This is a genomic window from Polaromonas sp. CG_9.11 (assembly GCF_015752225.1).
Lineage (GTDB): Bacteria > Pseudomonadota > Gammaproteobacteria > Burkholderiales > Burkholderiaceae_C > Polaromonas.
Genome location: NZ_JADOVE010000023.1, coordinates 1 through 20,056 on the forward strand (window position 1 = coordinate 1; position 20,056 = coordinate 20,056).

The following is a 20,056-nucleotide window of genomic DNA, read 5'->3' on the forward strand; positions in this document are numbered from 1 at the left end:
CTTCAGGCCAAAGTCAACTGGCAGTTCACGACCAAGGATGCCCGCACCAAGCTCAAAAGGCTTTACCCGACAACTACATCATGACGCGACACTAGTTTTCAGCACAAAACAGGCTGCTGGCGTCTATCTGGCTTTCGCAAGCAACTATGAATTCAGTAGCAAGATACATTGTTCGCCCTGCTCGCCAGGAGCGCTGTGACGCAAGCGCCAGGCAAGATCGCGCTGGCCAGCCAGCGGCTTGTGCATGAACGGTTTCGAGGTCATCCAGCGCTTGGTGCTGTCGCCTTGATGGTGGCGCAAATGCCAGCACGGCTTCACTTCAAAAACCCGAAATTTCCAGCCGAATCGGCGGGCGGCCTGCAGCAGGTCGAGCAACCGCAGCCGCTCAATGCCGGGCAAGGAAAGATCAACCGATTCCTATGGCCTTCATTGCCTGGACGGCATGACCCGCCTGCGCCAGAATCGCCTCATTTATTGGCGAGGAGCAAGCTGTGAAAATTGGCATCTTGGGCGCGGGCGCGCTGGGTTGCGCCATGGGTGGCGTGCTGACCGAGGCCGGCCATGAGGTCTGGCTGATCAACCGCAATGCGGAGCAGGTCGAGGCGATGAGCCGCCGGGGACTGATCTTGCGCACCCATGGCGTGGACCGCCGGGTAGCGGTGCATGCGGCCACCACGGCGCAGCCGGCGGGCACGGTGGAGCTGGTGATCGTGCTGGTCAAGTCCTTCCACACCGCCGAGGCCATGCAGAGCGCCACGTCGCTGCTGGCCCCTGGCACCACGGTGCTGTCGCTGCAAAACGGCCTGGGCCATGAAGACGTGCTGGCCGGCATCGTCGGCCGCGAACGGCTGCTGGCCGGCAAGACCTATGTGGGCGGCACGCAGCTGGCGCCGGGCCATGTGATCGCCGGCACGGTCAACAAGCTGACGGTGCTGGGCGAACCGGGCGGCGGCGTGTCGGAGCGGGTGTTGCACATGGCCGCGCTGTTCAACACGGCCGGGCTGGACACCACTGTCAGCGAAAACATCACCGGCACGATCTGGGACAAGCTGCTGGTGAATGTGGCGACGGGCGCGTTGAGCGGCATCAGCCGTCTGCCCTACGGCCTGCTGTACCAATCGCCCGAACTGCGGGCCTGCGGCGTGGCGGCCGTGGCCGAGGCAATGGCCGTGGCCCGGGCCAGCGGCATCACGCTGAGCATTGCCGAGCCGGTCGAGGCCTGGCGCATGGCCGGCGCCGGCCTGCCCTTCGAGTTCAAGCCGTCGATGCTGCAAAGCCTGGAAAAAGGCTCGGTCACCGAGATCGATTTCATCAACGGCGCGGTGGTACGCCAGGGCGAAAAGGTCGGCGTGCCAACGCCGGTCAACCGGACGCTGGTGGCCTGCATCAAAGGCATCGAGCGCGGGCTGGCGGGCTGGCGGGCTGAAATGGCAACCACCCGATTTTTGCTACTTAATGAATAGCTGCATATGCAATACCAGCAAGCGCAGGAAGCACTTTTTATCCGCAGATTCTTGACGGCTAACTCTTCCGCTTTGATCGCTGCGTTTTCTGTTTTTGTTTTTTGGCTTTGGGTAGTTTCTTTTGTGGTTTGAGGGGTGAGCACCTTCCCGGCGGGGGGGCGCCCCACACCAAAAACCCAAACGCAGCAAGGTAAGTAGTTACGCAGATTCAAGAAAAAGCAGGCCTGCCGCCGCTGTTCCGCTTGCCTGGCTGCAACACCTCCCCGAGCGTGTAGCATTTGGCGCCAGCCACATCGACGCCACGAAGCGGGACGGTGTGCTTTATCCGGAGCCCCAGGCATGACAGACCCCTACGCCGTGATCGGCAACCCCATTCACCAGAGCAAGTCGCCGCTGATCCACGGCCTGTTCGCGCTGGCCACCGGCCAGCACATGCAATACACCGCCATTGAAGGCGCGCTGGGCGGGTTCGCCGGTGCGGTCGATGCGTTCCGCGCTGCCGGCGGGCGGGGCCTGAACATCACCGCGCCATTCAAGCTCGACGCCTTTGCCTATGCGACCCAGCGCTCGGCGCGCGCCGAGCTGGCGGGTGCGGCCAACGCCATGAAGTTTGACGGCGACCGGGTGCTGGCCGAGAACTTCGACGGCGTGGGCCTGGTGCGCGACGTGGTCTACAACCTGAACACCCCGCTCAAGGCCAAGCGCGTGTTGCTGCTGGGCGCGGGCGGTGCGGCCCGGGGGGCGCTGCTGCCTTTCCTGGCGCAGCAGCCCGCTGAACTGGTGATTGCCAACCGCAGCCCGGACAAGGCGCAGGAACTGGTGCGCATCGCTGCGGCGTCGTGCGCCGGCCCGGTGCACGGCTGCACCTACGCGGACATTGCAGGGCAGGCCTTTGACGTGGTGTTCAATGCCACCTCGGCCAGCCTGCACGCCGAGATGCCGCCGGTGCCCGTCAGCGTCTTCGCACCCGGCTGCCTGGCCTATGAGCTGGCCTACGGCAAGGGACTGACGCCCTTCCTGCGCCTGGCGCAGAACGCCGGCGTGCAGCAACTGGCCGACGGCGTCGGCATGCTCGCCGAGCAGGCCGCCGAAGCCTTTGAATGGTGGCGCGGCGTGCGGCCGGACACCCGCGCGGTGATCGAAAAACTGACCGTTCCGCTGGTCTGACAAATCGTCACGCGGGCGTCTGGCAGCCCTTGCTTTTCGAATGCACCAAACAGCACATTCGCTGCCGGCAAAAAGCCGCGCCGCCGGTAAGAAAACCCCGCATGACGGCGCGCCGCAAGCCCGGCGACGCGGCCAGCCGCAGGCGGGACCCCGTCACGAGCCCACGACGCTGCCAGCCGCAGGCGTTGCGGCCTGTGCCTTGGCCTGACGCTTGGTGCGGGACCGGATGTTGAGCGCCTCGACGCTCAGGGAAAACAGCATGGCAACATAGACGTACGCCTTGGGCACATGCACATCGAAGGCTTCGGCGACCAGCAGCGTTCCCACCATCGTCAGGAAAGCCAGCGCCAACACCTTGATGGAGGGGTGCCGGTCGACGAATTCGCCGATCGGCTTGGCCGCAAACATCATGACGGCCACGGACGCGACGACGGCGGCCACCATCACGCTGATGTTGTCCACCATGCCGACGGCGGTGATCACCGAGTCCAGCGAAAAAACGATGTCCACGATGCCGATCTGCACAATCGTTCCCCAGAACAAGGTGGCACCGGCCTTGACCTTGTCGACCCCGGCGCTGACCGCGTCGGACTCATGCGCTTCGACCTCCTGGAAAATCTCGTGCGAGGCCTTGTACAGCAGGAACAGCCCGCCCCCAAGCAGGATCAGGTCACGGCCGCTGATTTCCTGGCCCACCACGGTAAAAATCGGCGTGGTCAGCGTCATGACCCAGGCCAGGCTGAACAGCAGCGCAATGCGCGAGACCATGGCAAAGCCCAGACCAAGACGGCGCGCCAAATCCCGGTTTTCGGCCGGCAAGCGACCTACCAGAATGCTGATGAAGATGATGTTGTCGATGCCCAGGACGATCTCGAGGGCCGCGAGCATAAAAAAAGCGATCCAGATGTTCGGGTCGGAAAGTAGTTCCATGGGATTTCAGAAAAGAAGGTAAAGCCCGCCAGTTTAATAAGATCGTCCTGATCAGGTCACCGAAACCGCCCATGAACCCACAGGCTACACATGGCTTATGCATGGGGCACCGTGAATCCGGCGCCACAGTGTCCGAAGCCCAGTCGCGCTGGCAGTTGGCGTGGCTGACCTTCAATCGCCAGGCTGCGCGGCAAGGCAAGGGCAGGCAGTTATCGTCTTTAATGCGGATTGGCATCTCGCGCTGCAGCCTGTCCGCACCGGCGAGGCACTTTTTTTGTTCGTTCAAACCTCACAGGAAACTCCCATGAAAATCCTCACGCTCAACGGCGTCAACCTGAACATGTTCGGCAAGCGCGACCCCAGGCAATACGGCACCACCACGCTGGCCGAAATCGATGCTGGATTGGCAGCCCTGGGCAAGGAACTGGGCACCGAGGTCGAATGCTTCCAGACCAATATCGAAGGCGAGATGTGCGAGCGCATCCACCGCGCCCATGGCGAAGGCGTGGATGCGGTGCTGATCAATGCCGGCGCCTGGACGCACTACAGCTACGGCATCCGCGATGCGCTGGCCATCCTGAGCTGCCCGATCGTCGAGGTGCACATGTCCAACATCCATGCACGCGAAGCATTTCGCCACGTGTCGATGTTCGCCGACATCGCGCGTGGCCAGATCTGCGGCTTTGGCGCCGACAGCTACCTGCTGGCGCTGCGCGCGGCCGTGTCGGCCGTCCAGTCCGCCGCCAGGGCTTGAGGCTTTTCAATCCCTTCCCCAGCGCGCCGGGTGCGCGGCGCAGTGGCTGGGCGAGGACGTGCCGTGCTGAGCGATGCCGCCGCCCCACCAGAGCCGGCTCAAGCGCTGAAATTATGGCCAGGCGCCATGCCATGGCTTGCGTGCCTGGACAGTTCAAAGGAAGGCAAGCCTGTAAGTTTAGGGTAAGTCAAGCGATTCATGCTGCATTGCAACATGAATGCTTCTTCCCTATCCCTTCAAAATGGACTCGAAGACATCCTGGGAGACCTCCGGTACGCGCGCAGGAAGAATGACCTGGGGCGGCTTGCCTTGCTGGCCTACTGCGAGGTTCGGCGCTGGGCGCGCCAGGCCGAGGCGCAGGAGCTGGCCAGGCATTCGTCGGCGCTGGTCAACAATTTTCCGCACGCCAGCCGTGACGACTTCCTGGCAGCGGTGGATGCGCTGATTGCCGAACTGGAGCAGGCCCGTTGCAGCGCTGGCAGCGCGCCAAACGACAGCTTTTCCGACGAGATTCATTGATGCCGTTTTGCATCAGCGCGCCTGCGTTTCAAGCGGCGAGCCAATTTTTTAGCTATTAAAAAGACTTCTGGCGCATACACAGCCTTTGTAAAGCGCTATAAATTAAGTAGCAAAAAATATCAGCCGCCTTGCGCACCCTGATCAACATTCAGGGCGATGTTGCGCTAGCGGCGCAGCAGCCGCAGGCCGTTGGCCACCACCAGCAGGCTGGCGCCCATGTCGGCGAACACCGCCATCCACAGGGTCGCGCTGCCAAACACCGCCAGCACGAAAAACACCGCCTTGATGCCCAGGGCCAGCGTGATGTTCTGCCACAGCACGGCATGCGTGCGCCGCGACAGACGAATCGTCTCGGCAATGCGCCCCAAGCTGTCGTTCATGATGACCACGTCGGCCGCCTCGATGGCAATGTCGGTGCCCGCGCCGCCCATGGCGAAACCGATGTCGGCCTGCGCCAGCGCCGGTGCGTCGTTGATGCCGTCGCCGGCCATGCCGGTCGGCCCGTACTGGCTTTGCAGCTGGCGGATGGCGCTGAGCTTGTCCTCGGGCAAGAGCTGGCCGCGCACGTCATCGATGCCGGCCTGTGCGGCGATGGCCCGGGCGGTGGCGGCGTTGTCGCCGGTCAGCATCACCGGCACCACGCCCAGCGCCTTCAATTCGGCAACCGCCTGACGCGCGCTGTCCCGGAGGGTGTCGGCGACCGCAAAAAAGCCCAGCACCCCTTGCGCGCCGGCCAGCAGCGTGACCGTGCGGCCCTGCGCTTCATGCACCGCCAGCGCCGTTTCCAGCGCGGGCGAGCATTGACCGCGTTCTTCCATCATCCGGTGGTTGCCCAGCACATAGGGGTTGCCATCGATGCTGCCCTGAACGCCGCGCCCTGCCACCGCACCAAACGCTTCAACCGGCGCATCGCCTTCACTGCGGCTGTCGGCCAGCCCCTGGGAAATCGCTTTGGACACCGGATGGTCGGAGCGGTCCGCCAGGCGGGCAGCGATAGGGGCCACTTCCGCCCTGTCGGCGTCGCCCCAGGCCTGCCAGTCGACCAGCGCGGGCGTGCCTTGCGTGAGGGTGCCGGTCTTGTCAAGCGCCACGGCTTTCAGGCGGCGCGCCTCTTCCAGGTAGGTGCCGCCCTTGATCAAAATGCCGCGCCGCGCCGCCGTCGCCAGGCCGCTGACCACCGTCACCGGCGTGGACACCACCAGCGCGCACGGGCAGGCGATGACCAGCAGCACCAGCGCCTTGTACAGCGCCTCCAGCCAGGTCCAGTCGAGCAGCAGCGGCGTCAAGAGCGCAACCGCCAGCGCCAGCACGAACACGGTTGGCGTGTAAACGGCGGCGAAGCGGTCGATCAGGGTTTGCGTGGGCGCGCGCTTGCCTTGCGCCTGCTCGACGGCGTGGATGATGCGCGCCAGCGTGCTGTCCTGCGCGGCAGCGGTCACCGTCAGCTCCAGCTCGCCGGTTTCGTTGATGGTGCCGCCGAACACGCTGTCGCCCACGGCCTTGTCGACCGGCAGGCTTTCGCCGGTGACCGGCGCCTGGTTCACCGCGCTGGCACCGGCCGTGACCGTGCCATCCAGCGGAATGCGGCCGCCGGGCCGCACGCGCACCGTGGCGCCCAGCGGCACGTCATTGAGCGCCACGGTCTGCCAGTTGCCGCCGGGCTGGCGCAGGTCGGCGTCCTCGGGGGCCAGCGCCATCAGGCCCTTGATGGCATTGCGGGCGCGGTCCACGGCCATCGCCTCGATCAGCTCGGCAATGGAATACAGCGCCATCACCATGGCCGCCTCGGGCCACTGGCCAATCAGGAAAGCGCCGGTCACGGCCACCGTCATCAGCGCATTGATGTTGAGCCGGCGCTTGAACAGGGCGGTGAGGCCTTTTTGGTACACCTCCAGCCCCGCCAGGTAAATGGCGACCAGCGCTACCGCCATGCCGGCCAGCATCCACGGCCGGCCTTCGGGCGCCAGGAAGCTGATGGCCTCGGCCACGCCCGCCAGCACCAGCGCGGCGACCAGCCGGGGCAGGCCCGAAGGCACGCTGCCATGGTCATGGTCATCGTGGTCGTCGTGTGCGCCATGCGCGCCGCCACCGGCTGCAGCGGTGGCAAACGGCTGCATCTTGTAACCCGCCTGGCCAATCGCCGCGACAGCGGCCTGCAAGGCGTCGTCCGGCGCGTCAATCGCCAGTGTTCGCGCCACCAGCTGGAAGTTCAGCGAGCGGATGCCCTTGATGGGCTCCAGCACGCGGCGGATGTCGTTTTCTTCCACCGGGCAGTCCATCGACGGAATGCGAAAGCGTTGGGCGCCTGCCTGCACGGGCGCCGCCGTCGCGGGTGGAATGTCGTTGGTTTTTTCGGTGGAATGGCAGCAATCGTTCATGGTTTTCTTTCCTGTGCCACCATTACAAACCATGAAGCCACTTGAAGGTCAAGCCATGCCTGCTGAAAAACCCCTGCACCTGATCGGGAAAGCCGCCGCCCTGAGCGGCGTGAGCACCGCCAACATCCGTTTTTATGAAAAGGAAGGCCTGCTGGCGCCTGGCGTGCGTGCGGCCAACAGCTACCGGGGCTATTCGGATGGTGACATTCACCAGCTCAGGTTCATCCGGCTGTGCCGGGCGATGGACATGTCGCTCGACGAGGTGCGGACGCTGCTGAACCTGGACCTGGCGGAAAAAGCCGACTGCGCCGCCGCCAATGCGGCGCTCGAATCGCATATCGCGCATGTCGGCGAGCGGCTGGCCGAACTGCAGGCCCTGCAGCAGGACCTGCTGGACCTGCGTGCACGCTGCGACGGCACCGGGCCGCAGTGCCGCATCATGCAGGTGCTGCATGAGCGCGCCGAACACCTGCCGCGCGAAGAGGCGAAGTCGCGCATGCATCGGCATGTGTGACGCAGCGCCGCGCCGCGCGGCTGACTAAAGTGCGGATGCTTGGGATGTGGCATTCAATAACTTCCCGTCCTTCATTCCCGCGAAGGCGGGAATCCAGCGACACGGGCTGAAACGCTACAACGCGTCTGGATACCCACCTTCGCGCATAGGCGTTAACTTAACGGAATGCGGGTTTCTCCACCCCCTCTCCCTATGGGAGAGGGCTGGGGTGAGGGCAGCCTGAATAAAGGAAGAATTCGCCGCACGGGAGAGCCCTCACCCTAACCCTCTCCCGGAGGGAGAGGGAACAAAACGGTTTAATTTAGCGCCTGCACACCTTCGCGGGTATCACGCAAAACAGTTATTTTTTTGCCATCTGCTTAGCACGGAAGGGCCGTGGCTTCACCGGCAAAGACCCAACAGCCCACCCTCAGAACGTGACCACGATTGGACACAAGCGCAAAAACGGGCGCCCGCTACACTCGCAAACGCTACAGCCGGACGCCAACCTGGAAACGCTTCATGACCGCAACCCACCCGGCGGCACGCCAGGCAAGTGCCGCGCAGCGTCCCGCAGATGCTCCTTTTTTAATAGCTGCCAGCGCACGCGTTTATTGCGCTACCGGCCTTTTTTATAAGAATTCCCTGTGCAAACGATTATTTCCATTCAAAAGCTCAGCAAGGTGTACGCCTCGGGGTATCAAGCCCTCAAGTCGGTGGACCTTGACATCCGGCGCGGCGAGATTTTTGCGCTGCTCGGCCCCAACGGCGCGGGCAAGACCACGCTGATCAACATCGTCTGCGGCATCGTCAGACCGAGTTCGGGCAGCGTGACGGCCGACGGACACGACATCGTTCGCGACTACCGTGCGGCGCGCGCCAAGATCGGGCTGGTGCCGCAGGAGCTCTCGACCGACTCGTTTGAAAGCGTCTGGTCCACCGTCAGCTTCAGCCGCGGGCTGTTTGGCAAGCCGGCGAACCCGGCGCACATTGAAAAGGTGCTCCGCGACCTGTCGCTGTGGGACAAGAAGGACAGCAAGATCATGACGCTGTCGGGCGGCATGAAGCGCCGGGTGCTGATTGCCAAGGCGCTGTCGCACGAGCCGCAAATTTTGTTTCTCGACGAACCCACCGCCGGGGTTGATGTCGAGTTGCGCCAGGGCATGTGGCAGATGGTGCGCACCCTGCGCGAAAGCGGCGTCACCATCATCCTGACCACGCACTACATCGAGGAAGCCGAGGAAATGGCCGACCGCATCGGCGTCATCAACAAGGGCGAGCTGGTCGTGGTGGAAGACAAGGCGGTGCTGATGCGCAAACTCGGCAAGAAGCAGCTGACGCTGCAACTGCGCGCGCCGCTGCCAACCCTGCCCGAGGCACTGGCCGGTCTGCCGCTGGAGCTGACCGATAACGGCCAGACGCTGGTCTACACCTTCGACACCCAGCAAGAGGAAACCGGCATCGGCGAGTTGCTCAAGCAGTTGGCCGCACTCGGCATCGACTTCAAGGACCTGCAGTCCAGCGAGAGTTCGCTGGAAGACATTTTTGTCAGCCTGGTGCATGCGGGCAAGCCGGCCCAGCCGCCGGCCATCGGCAACACCACCATGAAGGAGCGGGCATGAACTGGTATGCCATCCGGGCGATCTACGGGTTTGAAATGGCGCGCACCTTGCGCACGCTGGCGCAGTCGATCATTGCGCCGGTAATCTCAACGTCGCTGTATTTCGTGGTGTTCGGCGCGGCCATCGGCTCGCGCATGGGCGACATCGACGGCATCAGCTATGGCGCCTTCATCATTCCCGGCCTGATCATGCTGTCGCTGCTCAATGAGAGCATCTCCAACTCGGCCTTCGGCATCTACATGCCCAAGTGGTCGGGCACGATTTACGAATTGCTGTCGGCGCCGGTGTCGTCGATGGAGGTGGTGATGGGCTATGTCGGCGCGGCGGCCAGCAAGTCGGTGCTGCTGGGCCTGTTGATTCTGGCGACGGCGCGCCTGTTTGTGCCCTACAGCATTGCACACCCGTTCTGGATGCTGTGCTTTTTGCTGCTGACCGCCGTGACCTTCAGCCTGTTCGGTTTCATCATCGGGCTGTGGGCGGACAATTTCCAGAAGCTGCAGATCGTGCCGCTGATGGTGGTGACGCCGCTGACCTTTCTGGGCGGCGCGTTTTATTCCATCAACATGCTGCCGCCGCTGTGGCAAAACATCGCGCTGTTCAACCCGGTGGTCTACCTGATCAGCGGCTTTCGCTGGAGTTTTTACGGCGTGGCCGATGTCAACGTGGGCACCAGCGTGGCCGCCATCCTGGGCTTCCTGGCGCTGTGCCTGGGGGCAATAGGGTGGATTTTCCGGACAGGATGGAAGTTGAAGGCCTGAGGCTGCGGGCCGTCACACCTTCGTGGATTTCATCGCAGCGCGCTTGCAGCAAGCCCGCCAGCCCGCCATGAACCGGTGACGCACAAGCCACACTCCGCTACAGTGCGGCGATGCACATGACACGACCCAAGGCCCGATGGCTTCAGCTGCTGCTCGCCGTGAACCTGAGCCTGGGCCTGAGCGCCGGCGTGGTCGCGCAGCCAGCGCCGCCCAGCGTTAAACCCGACAGCGGCCCGTGGGACAGCGGCGCCGGTTTTCACTTTGACCTGACAAAGAAGAAGCTGCAAAAAACCCGCCAGTCCGTGAGTGGCATCGCCTGCAACCTGGACGCCGCGCAGCAGCGCATCTGCCTGCTGGCGTTTGATGAAGGCGCCGAAGCGCGCTACGCCCATGTCGGCCGGCAGGCCTGGCGCATGGACGCCGAGCCGGTGGTGCTGCGCGACACCACCGACGAACTGGACGCCGAGGCCGCCGCCACCGACGGCCGTTATTTTTACGTCACCGGCTCGCACTCGGCCAAACGCGGCGACTGCGCCAGCAACCCCGGCAGCCGCCACGTGATCCGCTTCCGACTTGATCCGGCCACGGGCCGCGCCTTGCGCTCGCCCACCGGCGCGCTGGTGGACCATGCCGACAGCGGCAGGCTCTGGCCCCTGATGCAGGCCCAGGCCGAACTGGCGCCGTATGTGGGCGAGCGCAAATGCCTGGGCGACGAGCCCCCCAAGGAAGCGCCCACGCTGGCCGGCCGGCAAGGCGTGAACATCGAGGGCATGGCGGTGCAGGGCGGGCGGCTGTATGTTGGTTTTCGCGGCCCGGTTCTGGACGGTGTGGCCCGCGTGCTGGCGGTGAACGCCGAGGCGCTGTTCAGCCCGCAGGCGGCCAGCGACCCCAAGGCCACGGTGACCCGCCTGGCGCTGGGCCAACACCGGGGCATCCGCGACATGGTGGCCGTCAAGACCGGCTTGTTGCTGCTGGCCGGGCCTGACGACAGCCGCGCCCGCCAGGGCGCGGGCTGGACGGTCTCTTGGTGGGATGGCAAGGCGTCCGCCAGCGTGGTGCAACCCCGGCTGCTGGCGGCGCTGGACCTGAGCGGCGTCACCCTTCGCACATGCGACAAGGAACTCAAGCCGGAGGCCATCACGGTGCTGGAAGAAACGCCTGCCGCCTACAAGCTGCTGGTGCTGTCAGACGGCCTGTGCGACGGCGGGCCGCTGGCCTTCACGGTGGCGCATTGACGGGTCAATGCTCCTGAAAACATAGCTATTAGCGCCCGGCCGCATTGCGCAAACAGCCAATCCTGCTTAAAAACCGGTCAACGCGGCGTTGACCACGGTTTCATCCAGAACCACAAAGCGCGTGTTGTGCCGGTCGGTCAGGGGGCCACCGCCCGGAATCACGGCGCCACTGGCGTCATGGCCCATGGCCTTGAACTTCCACACAGCGCCAATCAGCTTGAGGTGGCCGACGCATTCGCCCTGGCTGGTCAGCACGCGAACCACCTGGTCATTCACCGGGTGCAGGGTCAGTTTGTTCATCATTTTTTCCTTCACGGAACCATCATAAGGACGCGGGTGAAACGAAGGGAAGGCGAAGCGTACCCGCCGCTCCAAAGCCTGAAGGCAAGTTACGGTCCAGCGCGGTTCGCTGCGCCGGCAAAGCCCGTTAACCTCGGACCCTGGTGCAACGTACCGAAAAGGCGCAGATGCTTGATTTACTTGTCAAAAATGCCAGCTTTCCCGATGGCCGGACCGGCATGTCGCTGGCCGTGCGCAGCGGCATCATCGTTGAAGTCGCACCGGGCCTGGACGCGCCGGCGCACGAAGTCACCGACGCGCAGGGCCTGCTGCTGAGTCCGCCGTTTGTTGACGCCCATTTCCACATGGACGCCACCCTGAGCCACGGCCTGCCGCGCGTCAACCAGAGCGGCACGCTGCTCGAAGGCATTGCGCTGTGGGGCGAACTCAAGCCGCTCCTGACCCAGGAAGCGCTGATCGAGCGCGCCCTGACCTATTGCGACTGGGCCGTCGCCAAGGGCCTGCTGGCGATTCGCAGCCATGTCGATATTTGCGACCCGCGCCTGCTGGCGGTCGAAGCGCTGCTCGACGTCAAGCGCCGCGTCGCGCCCTACCTCGATTTGCAGCTGGTCGCCTTTCCGCAAGACGGCGCGCTGCGCGACCCGCAGGCCATGGACAAACTCAAGCGCGCCCTGGCCATGGGCGTCGAGGTGGTCGGCGGCATTCCGCATTTCGAGCGCACGTCTGAACAGGGCGCGCTGAGCGTCAAACTGCTGTGCGAACTTGCCGCCGAACAAGGCCGGCTGGTGGACATGCACTGCGACGAGTCCGACGACCCGCTGTCGCGCCACATCGAAACGCTGGCCTTTGAAACCCGGCGCCTGGGCCTGGAAGGCCGCGTGACCGGCTCGCATTGCACGTCGATGCACAGCATGGACAACTACTACGTCAGCAAGCTGCTGCCGCTGATGTTTGAGGCCGGCGTCAGCGTCATCGCCAACCCGCTGGTCAACATCACGCTGCAGGGCCGCCACGACAGCTACCCGAAACGGCGCGGCATGACCCGCGTGCCCGAGCTGCTGGCCGCCGGCGTCAACGTCGCCTTCGGCCATGACTGCGTGATGGACCCGTGGTATTCGCTGGGCAGCGGCGACATGCTCGAAGTCGCGCACATGGGCCTGCACGTGGCGCAGATGACCAGCCAGCAGGGCATGCGCGCCTGCTTCGACGCAGTGACGCTGAACGCGGCGAAGGTGATGCACCTGAAAGGCTACGGGCTGGAGGTGGGCTGCGACGCGAGCTTTGTGCTGCTGCAGGCACGCGATGCGGTCGAGGCGATCCGGTTAAGGGCGAACCGGCTGAAGGTGTGGCGCAAGGGGGTACTGGTGGCCGAGACGCCAGAGGTGATGACGCAGCTGAGGGTGGAGGGACGACCTGGCGAGGTTGGTTTTTCACAGCGCTGAGCGACTTGTAGGGCCGCCTGGCGATCCGTCGTCGTGGCTGTTTTGAGGCAGGCCTGTTCGATCAGCCTCGAAGTGCACCCATGACTGAAAGAGACGGGTTGCGGACATCCATGGGCCACAACTCAGGGGCGACGTCCGACCCAAACCGGGCGCCCCGAATCTGCGAGGCCGGTCACGGGCAAAGGGTTCCTGTCGATGCCAAGGCAACCTCCAGGTCGGCGGGACCGAGGGTGCGCAGACTGGCGATCAGCGGCTGTTGCTTCCCCCACGTATGATCCCCCGTGCTCTGCCAGTTGCCATTGCCTTGACCGGGCAGTTCTACAGCCGGACACCGGATGATTCGCCGCTTCAAGGCGCTGTGGTCCATGGCGGTTCATGTGGTGCCCCGCATGCGCAGGCTTTCAGGGAACATCCAAAATTGAACCGATTCCAGCGCAATGGCGCTGCATCGCCCACATCGCGGCGGCGCAGCCTTTCTGGCTCGGGTGACGTGTCAAATCCCGGCGGCAATCCAGAGGCCGGCGGCGACCAGCGCCAGGCCCAATGCCTTGTCGAATCGCCAGCTTGCCGGGATGACTTTCTCGCTCAGAACCAGAAGCATGATGAGTCCCATCCAGGCAAGGCTCATCGCGCCGACGGCGAACATAGCGGCCATCAGGGCCCAGCAGCAGCCGACGCAGTAACCGCCGTGCCGCAGGCCCAGCCAGAAGGCGCCTGATCTGCGGTCGCGCCAGTTGGCCATGAAGAAGGCCAGCGGCGTTCGACACCTGGACAGGCATGCACTCTTCAGCGGCAGCCACTGGTAGACGCCTGCAGCCAACAAAATGGCTGCGCTCAACATTGTGCTCGTGCTACGGGCCATGGGATCGAGCAGCAGGGCATAGGTGAGCGACCATTGCATGAGCGCGGCGGGTGCTGCAAACGCAATCCAGGACGCTGCGTAGCCGGCGACGTACACAGCAGTCGCGCCATTGGTGCGGGCTGGGTTGCGGCGCGCCGACAGGCTCGAGAACACCGCCGCTGAAGGCGCCACCGTCGGCAGCATCATCGCCATCATCATCACTGCCCACATGCCGAATGCCGTCAACAGCCCGGACACCCCGTCGCCACCCATGGCCATCCCCGCGTGCGCGGACGCGCCGCCGTGCATTGCCGACTGGGCGCTGTCCATGCGAACAAGGTAATACCAACTCATGGCAACGATGGCCGCCATGCCGATCCACACCGGTGCGCGGCGCAGGCCAACTCCTCCAATCAGGCGCCATGCACTGCGCACGGGTGTCACTCCGACTGATAGACGAAGTCGGACATCAGGCCATTGCGACCCGAGAATTTCCAGTCCCAGCCATGATCCGCGAAGGCAAAACCGCTCGAGCGCGCCACCGTCGCCGCCTTGCCAGGTGCAATGCAAAGGGGATGCCCTTCGATGGTGATCGGCTGACCGCCCTGGCCTTCGATCATTTCGATCGCCATGTCTGCGACGCCCGAGATGGACAGGCTGCTCTTGCGGCCGTCGGCCTGGTACTTCATCGGCACGCTGCTCGCCCCCACCATCTCGCCGATGAAGGATGCCAGTACAGCCGGGTGGCCACCCGCCTTGCCGCCGAAGATGGCGTGCAACGCGTCGTTTTGCGCTGCACTGGCTTTGTCGTCGAAATAGGCGGCCACTTTCCACTTGGTCGCGACCATGGTGCCCGGCGCGTGCACGGCGAGTGCGACATTCAGTCCGTCGAGCGCCGTGCCGGCATAGCTGCCCTCGTCGATGTGCCAGGCGACCAGGGCCTTGCACTCGCCTTCCGTGGGCGGGCTGGTAAAGATGCAAGGACAGGCAGCCTCGCAATTGCAGGCTTCGAAGTAGGTGCCGCTGAGTGTCCATGGGTTCATGACATTGCTCCTTTGAGTGATCGGGTGATGCTGGCGACGCCCCGTCGGCGCGCCCCTGTCGGCAGGGCCATAATCGGCTCAGGCCGTTTGCATCAGCGTTTGAAACACAGTTGAAATCTGGCGGCATGCGTCGACCTGCTGGAATTGCAACTCCGGGCACCACCAGAGCCCCTTCAATCCCGAAAAGCCATGGCAACCCACGCGCGACCGCTCATCCTCCGCCTCCTGGGCCCTATGGCCCTCGAGTGCAATGGCTTGCCGCGTGATCTGCCGAAGTCCCGCAAGACGCGGGCCTTGCTTGCCCATCTCGCCCTCCAGGGATGCCCGGTCCGCCGCGAGGCTTTGTGCGAGCTCATGTGGGAGACTGCCGACGACCCACGCGCCGCCTTGCGCTGGAGCCTGAGCAAGCTGCGACCGCTGCTTGACACGCCATGCGGCCAGGCGTTGCGCGCCGACACGCACGCTGTCGAGCTTGACCTTGCGCTGGTCGCCGTCGATGCGCGGGAGGCCAAGGCTCTCCTTGATCAGCCCCGGATCGGTGTCACCGATGCGCAATTGGACCTGATGGAACAAGTCCTTGATTCGGGCTACACGCGCGATCTGGATATTCCCGCCAGCTACCGCTACCAACTCTGGATTGGCGGCGAGCGCGAAGTGATGCGCCGTGTGCATCGCCGTGTGCTCGACGAGCAGAGCGCCCGGGCGGCAAGCGCGGACGCGGCTCTGGCCACAGCGCGCAAGCGAGCGGCACTCGACCCGCTGGACAACGAGGCAAATGCACGGCTCCTTGTCCAATCGCTGGAAGTTGACGGTTGCGTCCACGCGCGTGCCGCGCTCGAGGGCATGCGCGCACGCTATCGTGCCGAAGGGATCCCGGACCATGCGCTGGTTGCAAGCTGGCGCGGCCTTGACCCCGCGGCGGCGCTTGATCTTCCCGACAAGCCCTCGGTTGCCGTGCTTGGTTTCACCGATCTTGGTGGCCACGAGGAGGGTCGTTTGCTCGCCGAGGGATTGACTGCCGACCTGACGCTCGCGCTCGGGCATATGCGCGGTCTGTTTGTAACCGCGCACGCGTCGTCGGCACGCTTTTCGGCAAAGTCGGCGGATTTGCTGCCGCTCGCGGGGCAGATGCTCGGGGTGCGCTATCTTGTTCACGGCACGACGCAGCGTCTTGACCGACGGGTCCGCGTCAACGTCACGCTCGCCGATGCCCAGAGAAATAACGTCCTCTGGTGCGAACACTTCGATCGGCGCATCAGCGACCTGTTCGCGGTGCAGGACGCCTTCTCGGCCACCATTGCCTCGGCCATCGAGCCTGAGATCAACCGTGCAGAAGGCGAGCGCGTGCGGCTGAAGTCATCCGAAGACCTCAGTGCATGGGAGTGTTATCACCGCGCGTGGTGGCATTGCTTTCGCTTCACCGCGTTCCATACCGAACAAGCCCATGGCCTGTTGCTGCGCGCGCTGGCGCTGGATCCGGGATTCGCGCGCGCCCATGCAGGGCTCTCCTTCACCCACTACTCGCGTGCCTTCCTTGACGCGGTATCGGCCCCCGATCCGGAAGTCGAGCTGGCGCTCAAGTTTGCGCAACAGAGCATCGACCTCGACCCGCGCGACGCGATGGGGCACTGGACGCTGGGCCTGGCCCGCTTTCTCGCGCGGGATCACGATCGGGCGATCCTGTCGGTCAACACATCCCTCACGATCAATCCGAACTTCGCCCAAGCCCATTACGCGCTCGGTTTCATCCGTGCGCATACCGGCATTCCCACGCAAGCACTGCCGGCACTCGCAGCTGCCGAACGACTGAGTCCACACGATCCGCTCCTGTTTGCGATCAACGGTTCGCGCGCGATGTCGCTTGCGATACAGGGCAAGTACGACGAGGCAGCGGCCTGGGGCGTTCGCGCCACCAGCGAGCCAAACGCCCACTTCCACATGTATGCGGTCGCTGCCGCATGCCTGGCTCTGGCAAACCGCCATGACGAAGCACGTGCCTACGCACATCGGGCGTGCAGCGCCCACCCGGGCTATTCGATTCGCGTCTTCGAACGCAGCTTTCCCCAAAAGTTTTCAGCGGACCGGGAACTGCTGGCACAAGCGTTGCGGAGCGCAGGCGTACCCGACGGCGGGTCGTGAAGCGAACCGCTGGCAATTGGCGCGTCACACCAAGTCCGTGCCTCAAAGGATCCGGGGGATTGCCGCCGCACGATGCCAGCATCGCGCCGACCCTCTTCCGGGCTGAACGGGGTGGCGGAACAGCGTCCTGTCAGCCGGCGCGGACGCACCCGCGAACAGTGATGGCCGGATTGCGCCAGTCACGGGAGACAAACCCATGGCCCAAATCGCTGCATTCCGGTCGTTCGCGACAAATCCTGATTGATTGCCGTGTATTGAGGGCCAGATTTCCATCCAACCCGCAATCACTATTTTTTTAACAGCACGCAGCACTGGCGCACCAAGCGCCAGAGGCCGATTCAGCATGAAAACGGCCACCCTGCACAGGCTTTGCGGGTTCCATCGCCTGGAGAGGCTTCACCCCGCTTGACACGGCCCGGGCTGCGATGCGGACTTTGTGCTGCCGAAAGCGCGATGCGGTCACGGTGACTCGGCTGCGGCCATCCGGCTGAAGGTAGCGCGCTTTCTTGCCTAAAGCGTCATCGACGGGCGCTGGGCCATTGCCGCCCGCCAGCGCTGAAGGTGGGGGTGCTGTTCACCAGGCTTGATTCTCACCACGCGTGCAAAGTCAACCGCGACTGCCGCCGTGATGTCGGCCACGCTGAAACGGTCGGTGGCGATGAAGTTGCGGTCAGCCAGGCGTTCGTCGAGCATGACAAGGAACTGTTGCAGCCTGGCCAGGCCGCGCTGCGCCAGTTCGGGAATCTGCGGGTAGTCCATCTGCCCGGGCAGCGCACGGTTGGCCATGGCCGGCGCGCTGTTGCGCAGTGCTTCGGCGACGGCCATCAGCCCTTCGAACTCGACGCGCCAGTTCCAGCTTGCAATTTGCGCTTTTTCCTGGGGGGTGATGCCCAGCAGCGGCGGCTCGGGGTAACGGGCCTCCAGATAGGCGGTGATTGCCGCGTTGTCGGTCAGCACGCTTCCCTCGTCGGTGCGCAGCGCTGGCACGGTGCACTGCGGATTGATGTGTTGGAAGGCGCTGCGCAGTTGCTCGGAATTTTTCAGGTCCACCTGGACCGTCTCGTGGGCAACGCCTTTTTCAGCGAGCAGGATGCGTGCGCGGCGCGGGCTGGGTGCAGTGGCGCAGTCGTAAAGAGTGATCATGGTGGGATTGGGTTGACAGGTCAGGGCATCAAGCCGGGCATCACATCGGCGCGGACAGCTTGTCCTGGGTCTGGGTGTCAAAGTCGCTGGCGTCATGGCGTTCGTGCAACTGGCTCGAGGGCTCGCCCATGGTGCGGTTGACCATGCGACCGCGCCGCACGGCGGGGCGCTGGGCAATCTGGTTGGTCCAGCGCAGCACATGGGTGTAGGCCTGAACCTGCAGGAATTCACCCGCTTCATACAGTTGCCCCTTGGCAAGCGTGCCATACCAAGGCCACACCGCCATGTCGGCAATGGTGTACTCGTCTCCGGCCAGATAGGGACTCTCGGCCAGGCGACGGTCGAGCACGTCGAGCTGGCGCTTCACTTCCATTGCGTACCGATCGATCGCGTACTCGATCTTGGTCGGCGCGTAGGCATAGAAGTGACCGAACCCCCCGCCCAGGAAAGGCGCACTGCCCATCTGCCAGAACAGCCACGACAGGCATTCGGCGCGCGCGGCGCCTTCTGCGGGCAGGAAGGCGCCGAACTTTTCGGCAAGATACATCAGGATCGCGCCTGACTCGAACACCCTGATGGGCGTCGGTCCGCTGCGGTCCACCAGCGCCGGGATCTTGGAGTTTGGATTGGCCGAGACAAAGCCGCTGCCGAACTGGTCGCCGTCCTGGATGCGGATCAGCCAGGCGTCGTACTCTGCGCCACCATGCCCGGCTGCGAGCAGTTCTTCGAGCATCACCGTCACCTTGACGCCGTTGGGCGTGCCCAGCGAATAGAGTTGCAGCGGATGGCGCCCGACCGGCAGTTCTTTTTCATGGGTCGGGCCGGCAGTCGGGCGATTGATGCCGGCGAAGCGGCCACCGCTTTCCATGACATGAGACCAGACCTTGGGCGGCGTGTAGGAGGAAGGGGAAGAAGAGGAGTTGTCCATGGCAGAAGATGTTTGTCGGGGTTGAAGCGTGCGGGGCGAGGGTTTCAGCCGCATGGTACGCGGATCGCCGCCAGTTGAACACTGATCCCTGCGGCCGAGGTGCGCCGTCCCAGCTTCGAAAGTTTGAAATTCCTGTGTCGCCAACGCCGCCAGAGGTTGTAGATGCCTCTTCAGACGGGTCTGCCGGCGACAGCCGGAAATTCGCATGCGGCGGCCATTGGCGGCGCAGTGAATCGCCAGCAGAACATTCGCGCTGCACCGCCCGGAATTGGCTGACCTGCTTCAGGGCGTGGTCTTGTTTTCGCCGTGCTAGTGGGGTCCGGCAAGGGACGTGGCCGAACTTTTTTTGTCTGGCGCCTGCTCGCCTGTCTGGCCGGTGGCTGCGGTCCAAACGCGGCATAGACACTGAACGCGCCAGAGCGCCGCCGACCTTTCAAGGCGTGCAATGTAACGTCCGGTGAAAAATCCTTGCAGTCGCCCTGTCCAGCGCCATCTGGTCTGCATACAGGCCCGCTGGGGCCAATGACCCAAGGAATCCGACATGTTCAAACGCCTGACCCTGCTGTGGACCGTGCTGCGCGGCGATGCCCGCCAGTTATGGTTTGCCCTGCGTCACCCCGACGCGCCAGCCTGGCTGAAGTGGGGCACGGCCCTGATCGCGCTGTACCTGCTCTCACCCATCGACCTGATTCCCGATTTCCTGCCGGTGATCGGCATGCTCGATGACATCGTGCTGGTGCCATTGGCGATCCGCTGGCTGCTCAAGCGACTGCCACCGGACATTGCGCAGGCGGCAGCCCGGCAGGGCGCGGGCTAAGGCAGCGCCCGGGCTTGGCCCCTCGCGTGGAACGTACGCATGTCGTCCCGACCACGAAACATGCATAAAATATGACTTTAGCGC

20 protein-coding genes are annotated in these 20,056 nt (G+C 64.2%); 11 read left to right on the forward strand and 9 right to left on the reverse strand.

The genetic code is table 11. The annotated features are described in order from the left end of the window. Positions 1-144: 144 nt before the first annotated feature. Complete coding sequence (locus IWX85_RS20570) at positions 145-375, reverse strand: hypothetical protein (RefSeq protein WP_231379894.1); 231 nt, start codon at positions 373-375, stop codon at positions 145-147. A gap of 116 nt (positions 376-491) precedes the next feature. On the opposite strand from IWX85_RS20570, the gene IWX85_RS16920 reads away from it, so the two are divergent. Both IWX85_RS16920 and aroE read left to right on the forward strand, forming a co-directional pair. After that, on the forward strand, positions 492-1,463 hold the full coding sequence (locus IWX85_RS16920) for a ketopantoate reductase family protein (RefSeq protein ID WP_196870501.1): 972 nt from the start codon (positions 492-494) through the stop codon (positions 1,461-1,463). Between the two features lie 339 nt (positions 1,464-1,802). Continuing rightward, entirely contained in the window at positions 1,803-2,630 is an 828-nt protein-coding gene (gene aroE, locus IWX85_RS16925; protein WP_196870502.1) for a shikimate dehydrogenase, read from the forward strand. Between the two features lie 153 nt (positions 2,631-2,783). Here the strand turns inward: aroE and IWX85_RS16930 are convergent, their stop codons facing one another. Then, the gene (locus IWX85_RS16930) at positions 2,784-3,560 is read right to left on the reverse strand and encodes a TerC family protein (RefSeq protein ID WP_036807789.1); all 777 of its coding nucleotides are present in this window, start codon (positions 3,558-3,560) and stop codon (positions 2,784-2,786) included. A gap of 304 nt (positions 3,561-3,864) precedes the next feature. Between IWX85_RS16930 and aroQ the strand changes: the two genes are divergently transcribed. Together aroQ and IWX85_RS16940 are read left to right on the forward strand one after the other, a co-directional pair. Beyond that, positions 3,865-4,314 carry a type II 3-dehydroquinate dehydratase gene (aroQ, locus tag IWX85_RS16935; protein ID WP_196870503.1) on the forward strand — a complete coding sequence of 150 codons (450 nt, stop codon included), beginning with the start codon at positions 3,865-3,867 and terminating at the stop codon, positions 4,312-4,314. 213 nt (positions 4,315-4,527) lie between these two features. Next, entirely contained in the window at positions 4,528-4,833 is a 306-nt protein-coding gene (locus tag IWX85_RS16940) for a hypothetical protein (RefSeq protein WP_196870504.1), read from the forward strand. A gap of 164 nt (positions 4,834-4,997) precedes the next feature. On the opposite strand, the gene IWX85_RS16945 is transcribed toward IWX85_RS16940, so the two are convergent. Then, positions 4,998-7,211 carry a cation-translocating P-type ATPase gene (locus tag IWX85_RS16945; protein WP_196870505.1) on the reverse strand — a complete coding sequence of 738 codons (2,214 nt, stop codon included), beginning with the start codon at positions 7,209-7,211 and terminating at the stop codon, positions 4,998-5,000. A gap of 31 nt (positions 7,212-7,242) precedes the next feature. Between IWX85_RS16945 and IWX85_RS16950 the strand changes: the two genes are divergently transcribed. The 4 genes from IWX85_RS16950 to IWX85_RS16965 all read left to right on the forward strand — a co-directional run bounded on the left by IWX85_RS16950 (position 7,243) and on the right by IWX85_RS16965 (position 11,319). Then, positions 7,243-7,725, forward strand: coding sequence for a MerR family transcriptional regulator (locus IWX85_RS16950; protein ID WP_370584317.1), 483 nt, complete (start codon positions 7,243-7,245; stop codon positions 7,723-7,725). Positions 7,726-8,351: 626 nt separating this feature from the next. After that, positions 8,352-9,326, forward strand: a complete 975-nt coding sequence (locus tag IWX85_RS16955; protein ID WP_196870506.1) for an ABC transporter ATP-binding protein — start codon at positions 8,352-8,354, stop codon at positions 9,324-9,326. Further along, positions 9,323-10,084: an ABC transporter permease gene (locus IWX85_RS16960; protein ID WP_196870507.1), complete on the forward strand. Its 762-nt coding sequence runs from the start codon at positions 9,323-9,325 to the stop codon at positions 10,082-10,084. The genes IWX85_RS16955 and IWX85_RS16960 overlap by 4 nt, the downstream gene beginning before the upstream one ends. 116 nt (positions 10,085-10,200) lie before the next feature. Further along, positions 10,201-11,319: a DUF3616 domain-containing protein gene (locus IWX85_RS16965; protein ID WP_196870508.1), complete on the forward strand. Its 1,119-nt coding sequence runs from the start codon at positions 10,201-10,203 to the stop codon at positions 11,317-11,319. A gap of 66 nt (positions 11,320-11,385) precedes the next feature. On the opposite strand, the gene IWX85_RS16970 is transcribed toward IWX85_RS16965, so the two are convergent. Further along, on the reverse strand, positions 11,386-11,619 hold the full coding sequence (locus IWX85_RS16970) for a hypothetical protein (protein ID WP_196870509.1): 234 nt from the start codon (positions 11,617-11,619) through the stop codon (positions 11,386-11,388). A gap of 167 nt (positions 11,620-11,786) precedes the next feature. On the opposite strand from IWX85_RS16970, the gene IWX85_RS16975 reads away from it, so the two are divergent. Next, positions 11,787-13,061, forward strand: coding sequence for an amidohydrolase family protein (locus IWX85_RS16975; RefSeq protein WP_196870535.1), 1,275 nt, complete (start codon positions 11,787-11,789; stop codon positions 13,059-13,061). 493 nt (positions 13,062-13,554) lie between these two features. Here IWX85_RS16975 and IWX85_RS16980 read toward each other — a convergent pair whose 3' ends face one another. From IWX85_RS16980 to IWX85_RS16990, 3 genes are all read right to left on the reverse strand, one after another. Next, positions 13,555-14,337, reverse strand: a complete 783-nt coding sequence (locus IWX85_RS16980; RefSeq protein ID WP_196870510.1) for a DUF2182 domain-containing protein — start codon at positions 14,335-14,337, stop codon at positions 13,555-13,557. A 5-nt stretch (positions 14,338-14,342) separates the two neighbouring features. Then, a complete protein-coding gene (locus tag IWX85_RS16985; RefSeq protein ID WP_196870511.1) occupies positions 14,343-14,945 on the reverse strand; it encodes a DUF1326 domain-containing protein in 603 nt (200 codons plus the stop codon). A 78-nt stretch (positions 14,946-15,023) separates the two neighbouring features. Beyond that, positions 15,024-15,518 carry a hypothetical protein gene (locus tag IWX85_RS16990; RefSeq protein ID WP_196870512.1) on the reverse strand — a complete coding sequence of 165 codons (495 nt, stop codon included), beginning with the start codon at positions 15,516-15,518 and terminating at the stop codon, positions 15,024-15,026. On the opposite strand from IWX85_RS16990, the gene IWX85_RS16995 reads away from it, so the two are divergent. Then, complete coding sequence (locus IWX85_RS16995; RefSeq protein WP_196870513.1) at positions 15,510-17,084, forward strand: hypothetical protein; 1,575 nt, start codon at positions 15,510-15,512, stop codon at positions 17,082-17,084. The two genes, IWX85_RS16990 and IWX85_RS16995, sit on opposite strands and share 9 nt — an antisense overlap. A gap of 510 nt (positions 17,085-17,594) precedes the next feature. Here the strand turns inward: IWX85_RS16995 and IWX85_RS17000 are convergent. Both IWX85_RS17000 and yghU read right to left on the reverse strand, forming a co-directional pair. Continuing rightward, on the reverse strand, positions 17,595-18,227 hold the full coding sequence (locus IWX85_RS17000; RefSeq protein ID WP_036807765.1) for a glutathione S-transferase family protein: 633 nt from the start codon (positions 18,225-18,227) through the stop codon (positions 17,595-17,597). A gap of 40 nt (positions 18,228-18,267) precedes the next feature. Then, positions 18,268-19,155 carry a glutathione-dependent disulfide-bond oxidoreductase gene (yghU, locus tag IWX85_RS17005; protein ID WP_036807761.1) on the reverse strand — a complete coding sequence of 296 codons (888 nt, stop codon included), beginning with the start codon at positions 19,153-19,155 and terminating at the stop codon, positions 18,268-18,270. A gap of 541 nt (positions 19,156-19,696) precedes the next feature. Here yghU and IWX85_RS17010 point away from each other — a divergent pair. After that, positions 19,697-19,972, forward strand: coding sequence for a YkvA family protein (locus IWX85_RS17010; protein WP_036807758.1), 276 nt, complete (start codon positions 19,697-19,699; stop codon positions 19,970-19,972). Positions 19,973-20,056: the final 84 nt, after the last annotated feature.

Bases quoted from the DNA above. Each gene is read 5' to 3' on its own strand.
- aroE (WP_196870502.1), top strand. From the start codon at position 1,803: ATGACAGACCCCTACGCCGTGATCGGCAACCCCATTCACCAGAGCAAG.
- IWX85_RS16930 (WP_036807789.1), bottom strand. From the start codon at position 3,560: ATGGAACTACTTTCCGACCCGAACATCTGGATCGCTTTTTTTATGCTC.
- aroQ (WP_196870503.1), top strand. From the start codon at position 3,865: ATGAAAATCCTCACGCTCAACGGCGTCAACCTGAACATGTTCGGCAAG.
- IWX85_RS16940 (WP_196870504.1), top strand. From the start codon at position 4,528: ATGAATGCTTCTTCCCTATCCCTTCAAAATGGACTCGAAGACATCCTG.
- IWX85_RS16945 (WP_196870505.1), bottom strand. From the start codon at position 7,211: ATGAACGATTGCTGCCATTCCACCGAAAAAACCAACGACATTCCACCC.
- IWX85_RS16950 (WP_370584317.1), top strand. From the start codon at position 7,243: ATGAAGCCACTTGAAGGTCAAGCCATGCCTGCTGAAAAACCCCTGCAC.
- IWX85_RS16960 (WP_196870507.1), top strand. From the start codon at position 9,323: ATGAACTGGTATGCCATCCGGGCGATCTACGGGTTTGAAATGGCGCGC.
- IWX85_RS16965 (WP_196870508.1), top strand. From the start codon at position 10,201: ATGACACGACCCAAGGCCCGATGGCTTCAGCTGCTGCTCGCCGTGAAC.
- IWX85_RS16970 (WP_196870509.1), bottom strand. From the start codon at position 11,619: ATGAACAAACTGACCCTGCACCCGGTGAATGACCAGGTGGTTCGCGTG.
- IWX85_RS16975 (WP_196870535.1), top strand. From the start codon at position 11,787: ATGCTTGATTTACTTGTCAAAAATGCCAGCTTTCCCGATGGCCGGACC.
- IWX85_RS16985 (WP_196870511.1), bottom strand. From the start codon at position 14,945: ATGAACCCATGGACACTCAGCGGCACCTACTTCGAAGCCTGCAATTGC.
- IWX85_RS16995 (WP_196870513.1), top strand. From the start codon at position 15,510: ATGGAACAAGTCCTTGATTCGGGCTACACGCGCGATCTGGATATTCCC.
- IWX85_RS17000 (WP_036807765.1), bottom strand. From the start codon at position 18,227: ATGATCACTCTTTACGACTGCGCCACTGCACCCAGCCCGCGCCGCGCA.
- yghU (WP_036807761.1), bottom strand. From the start codon at position 19,155: ATGGACAACTCCTCTTCTTCCCCTTCCTCCTACACGCCGCCCAAGGTC.
- IWX85_RS17010 (WP_036807758.1), top strand. From the start codon at position 19,697: ATGTTCAAACGCCTGACCCTGCTGTGGACCGTGCTGCGCGGCGATGCC.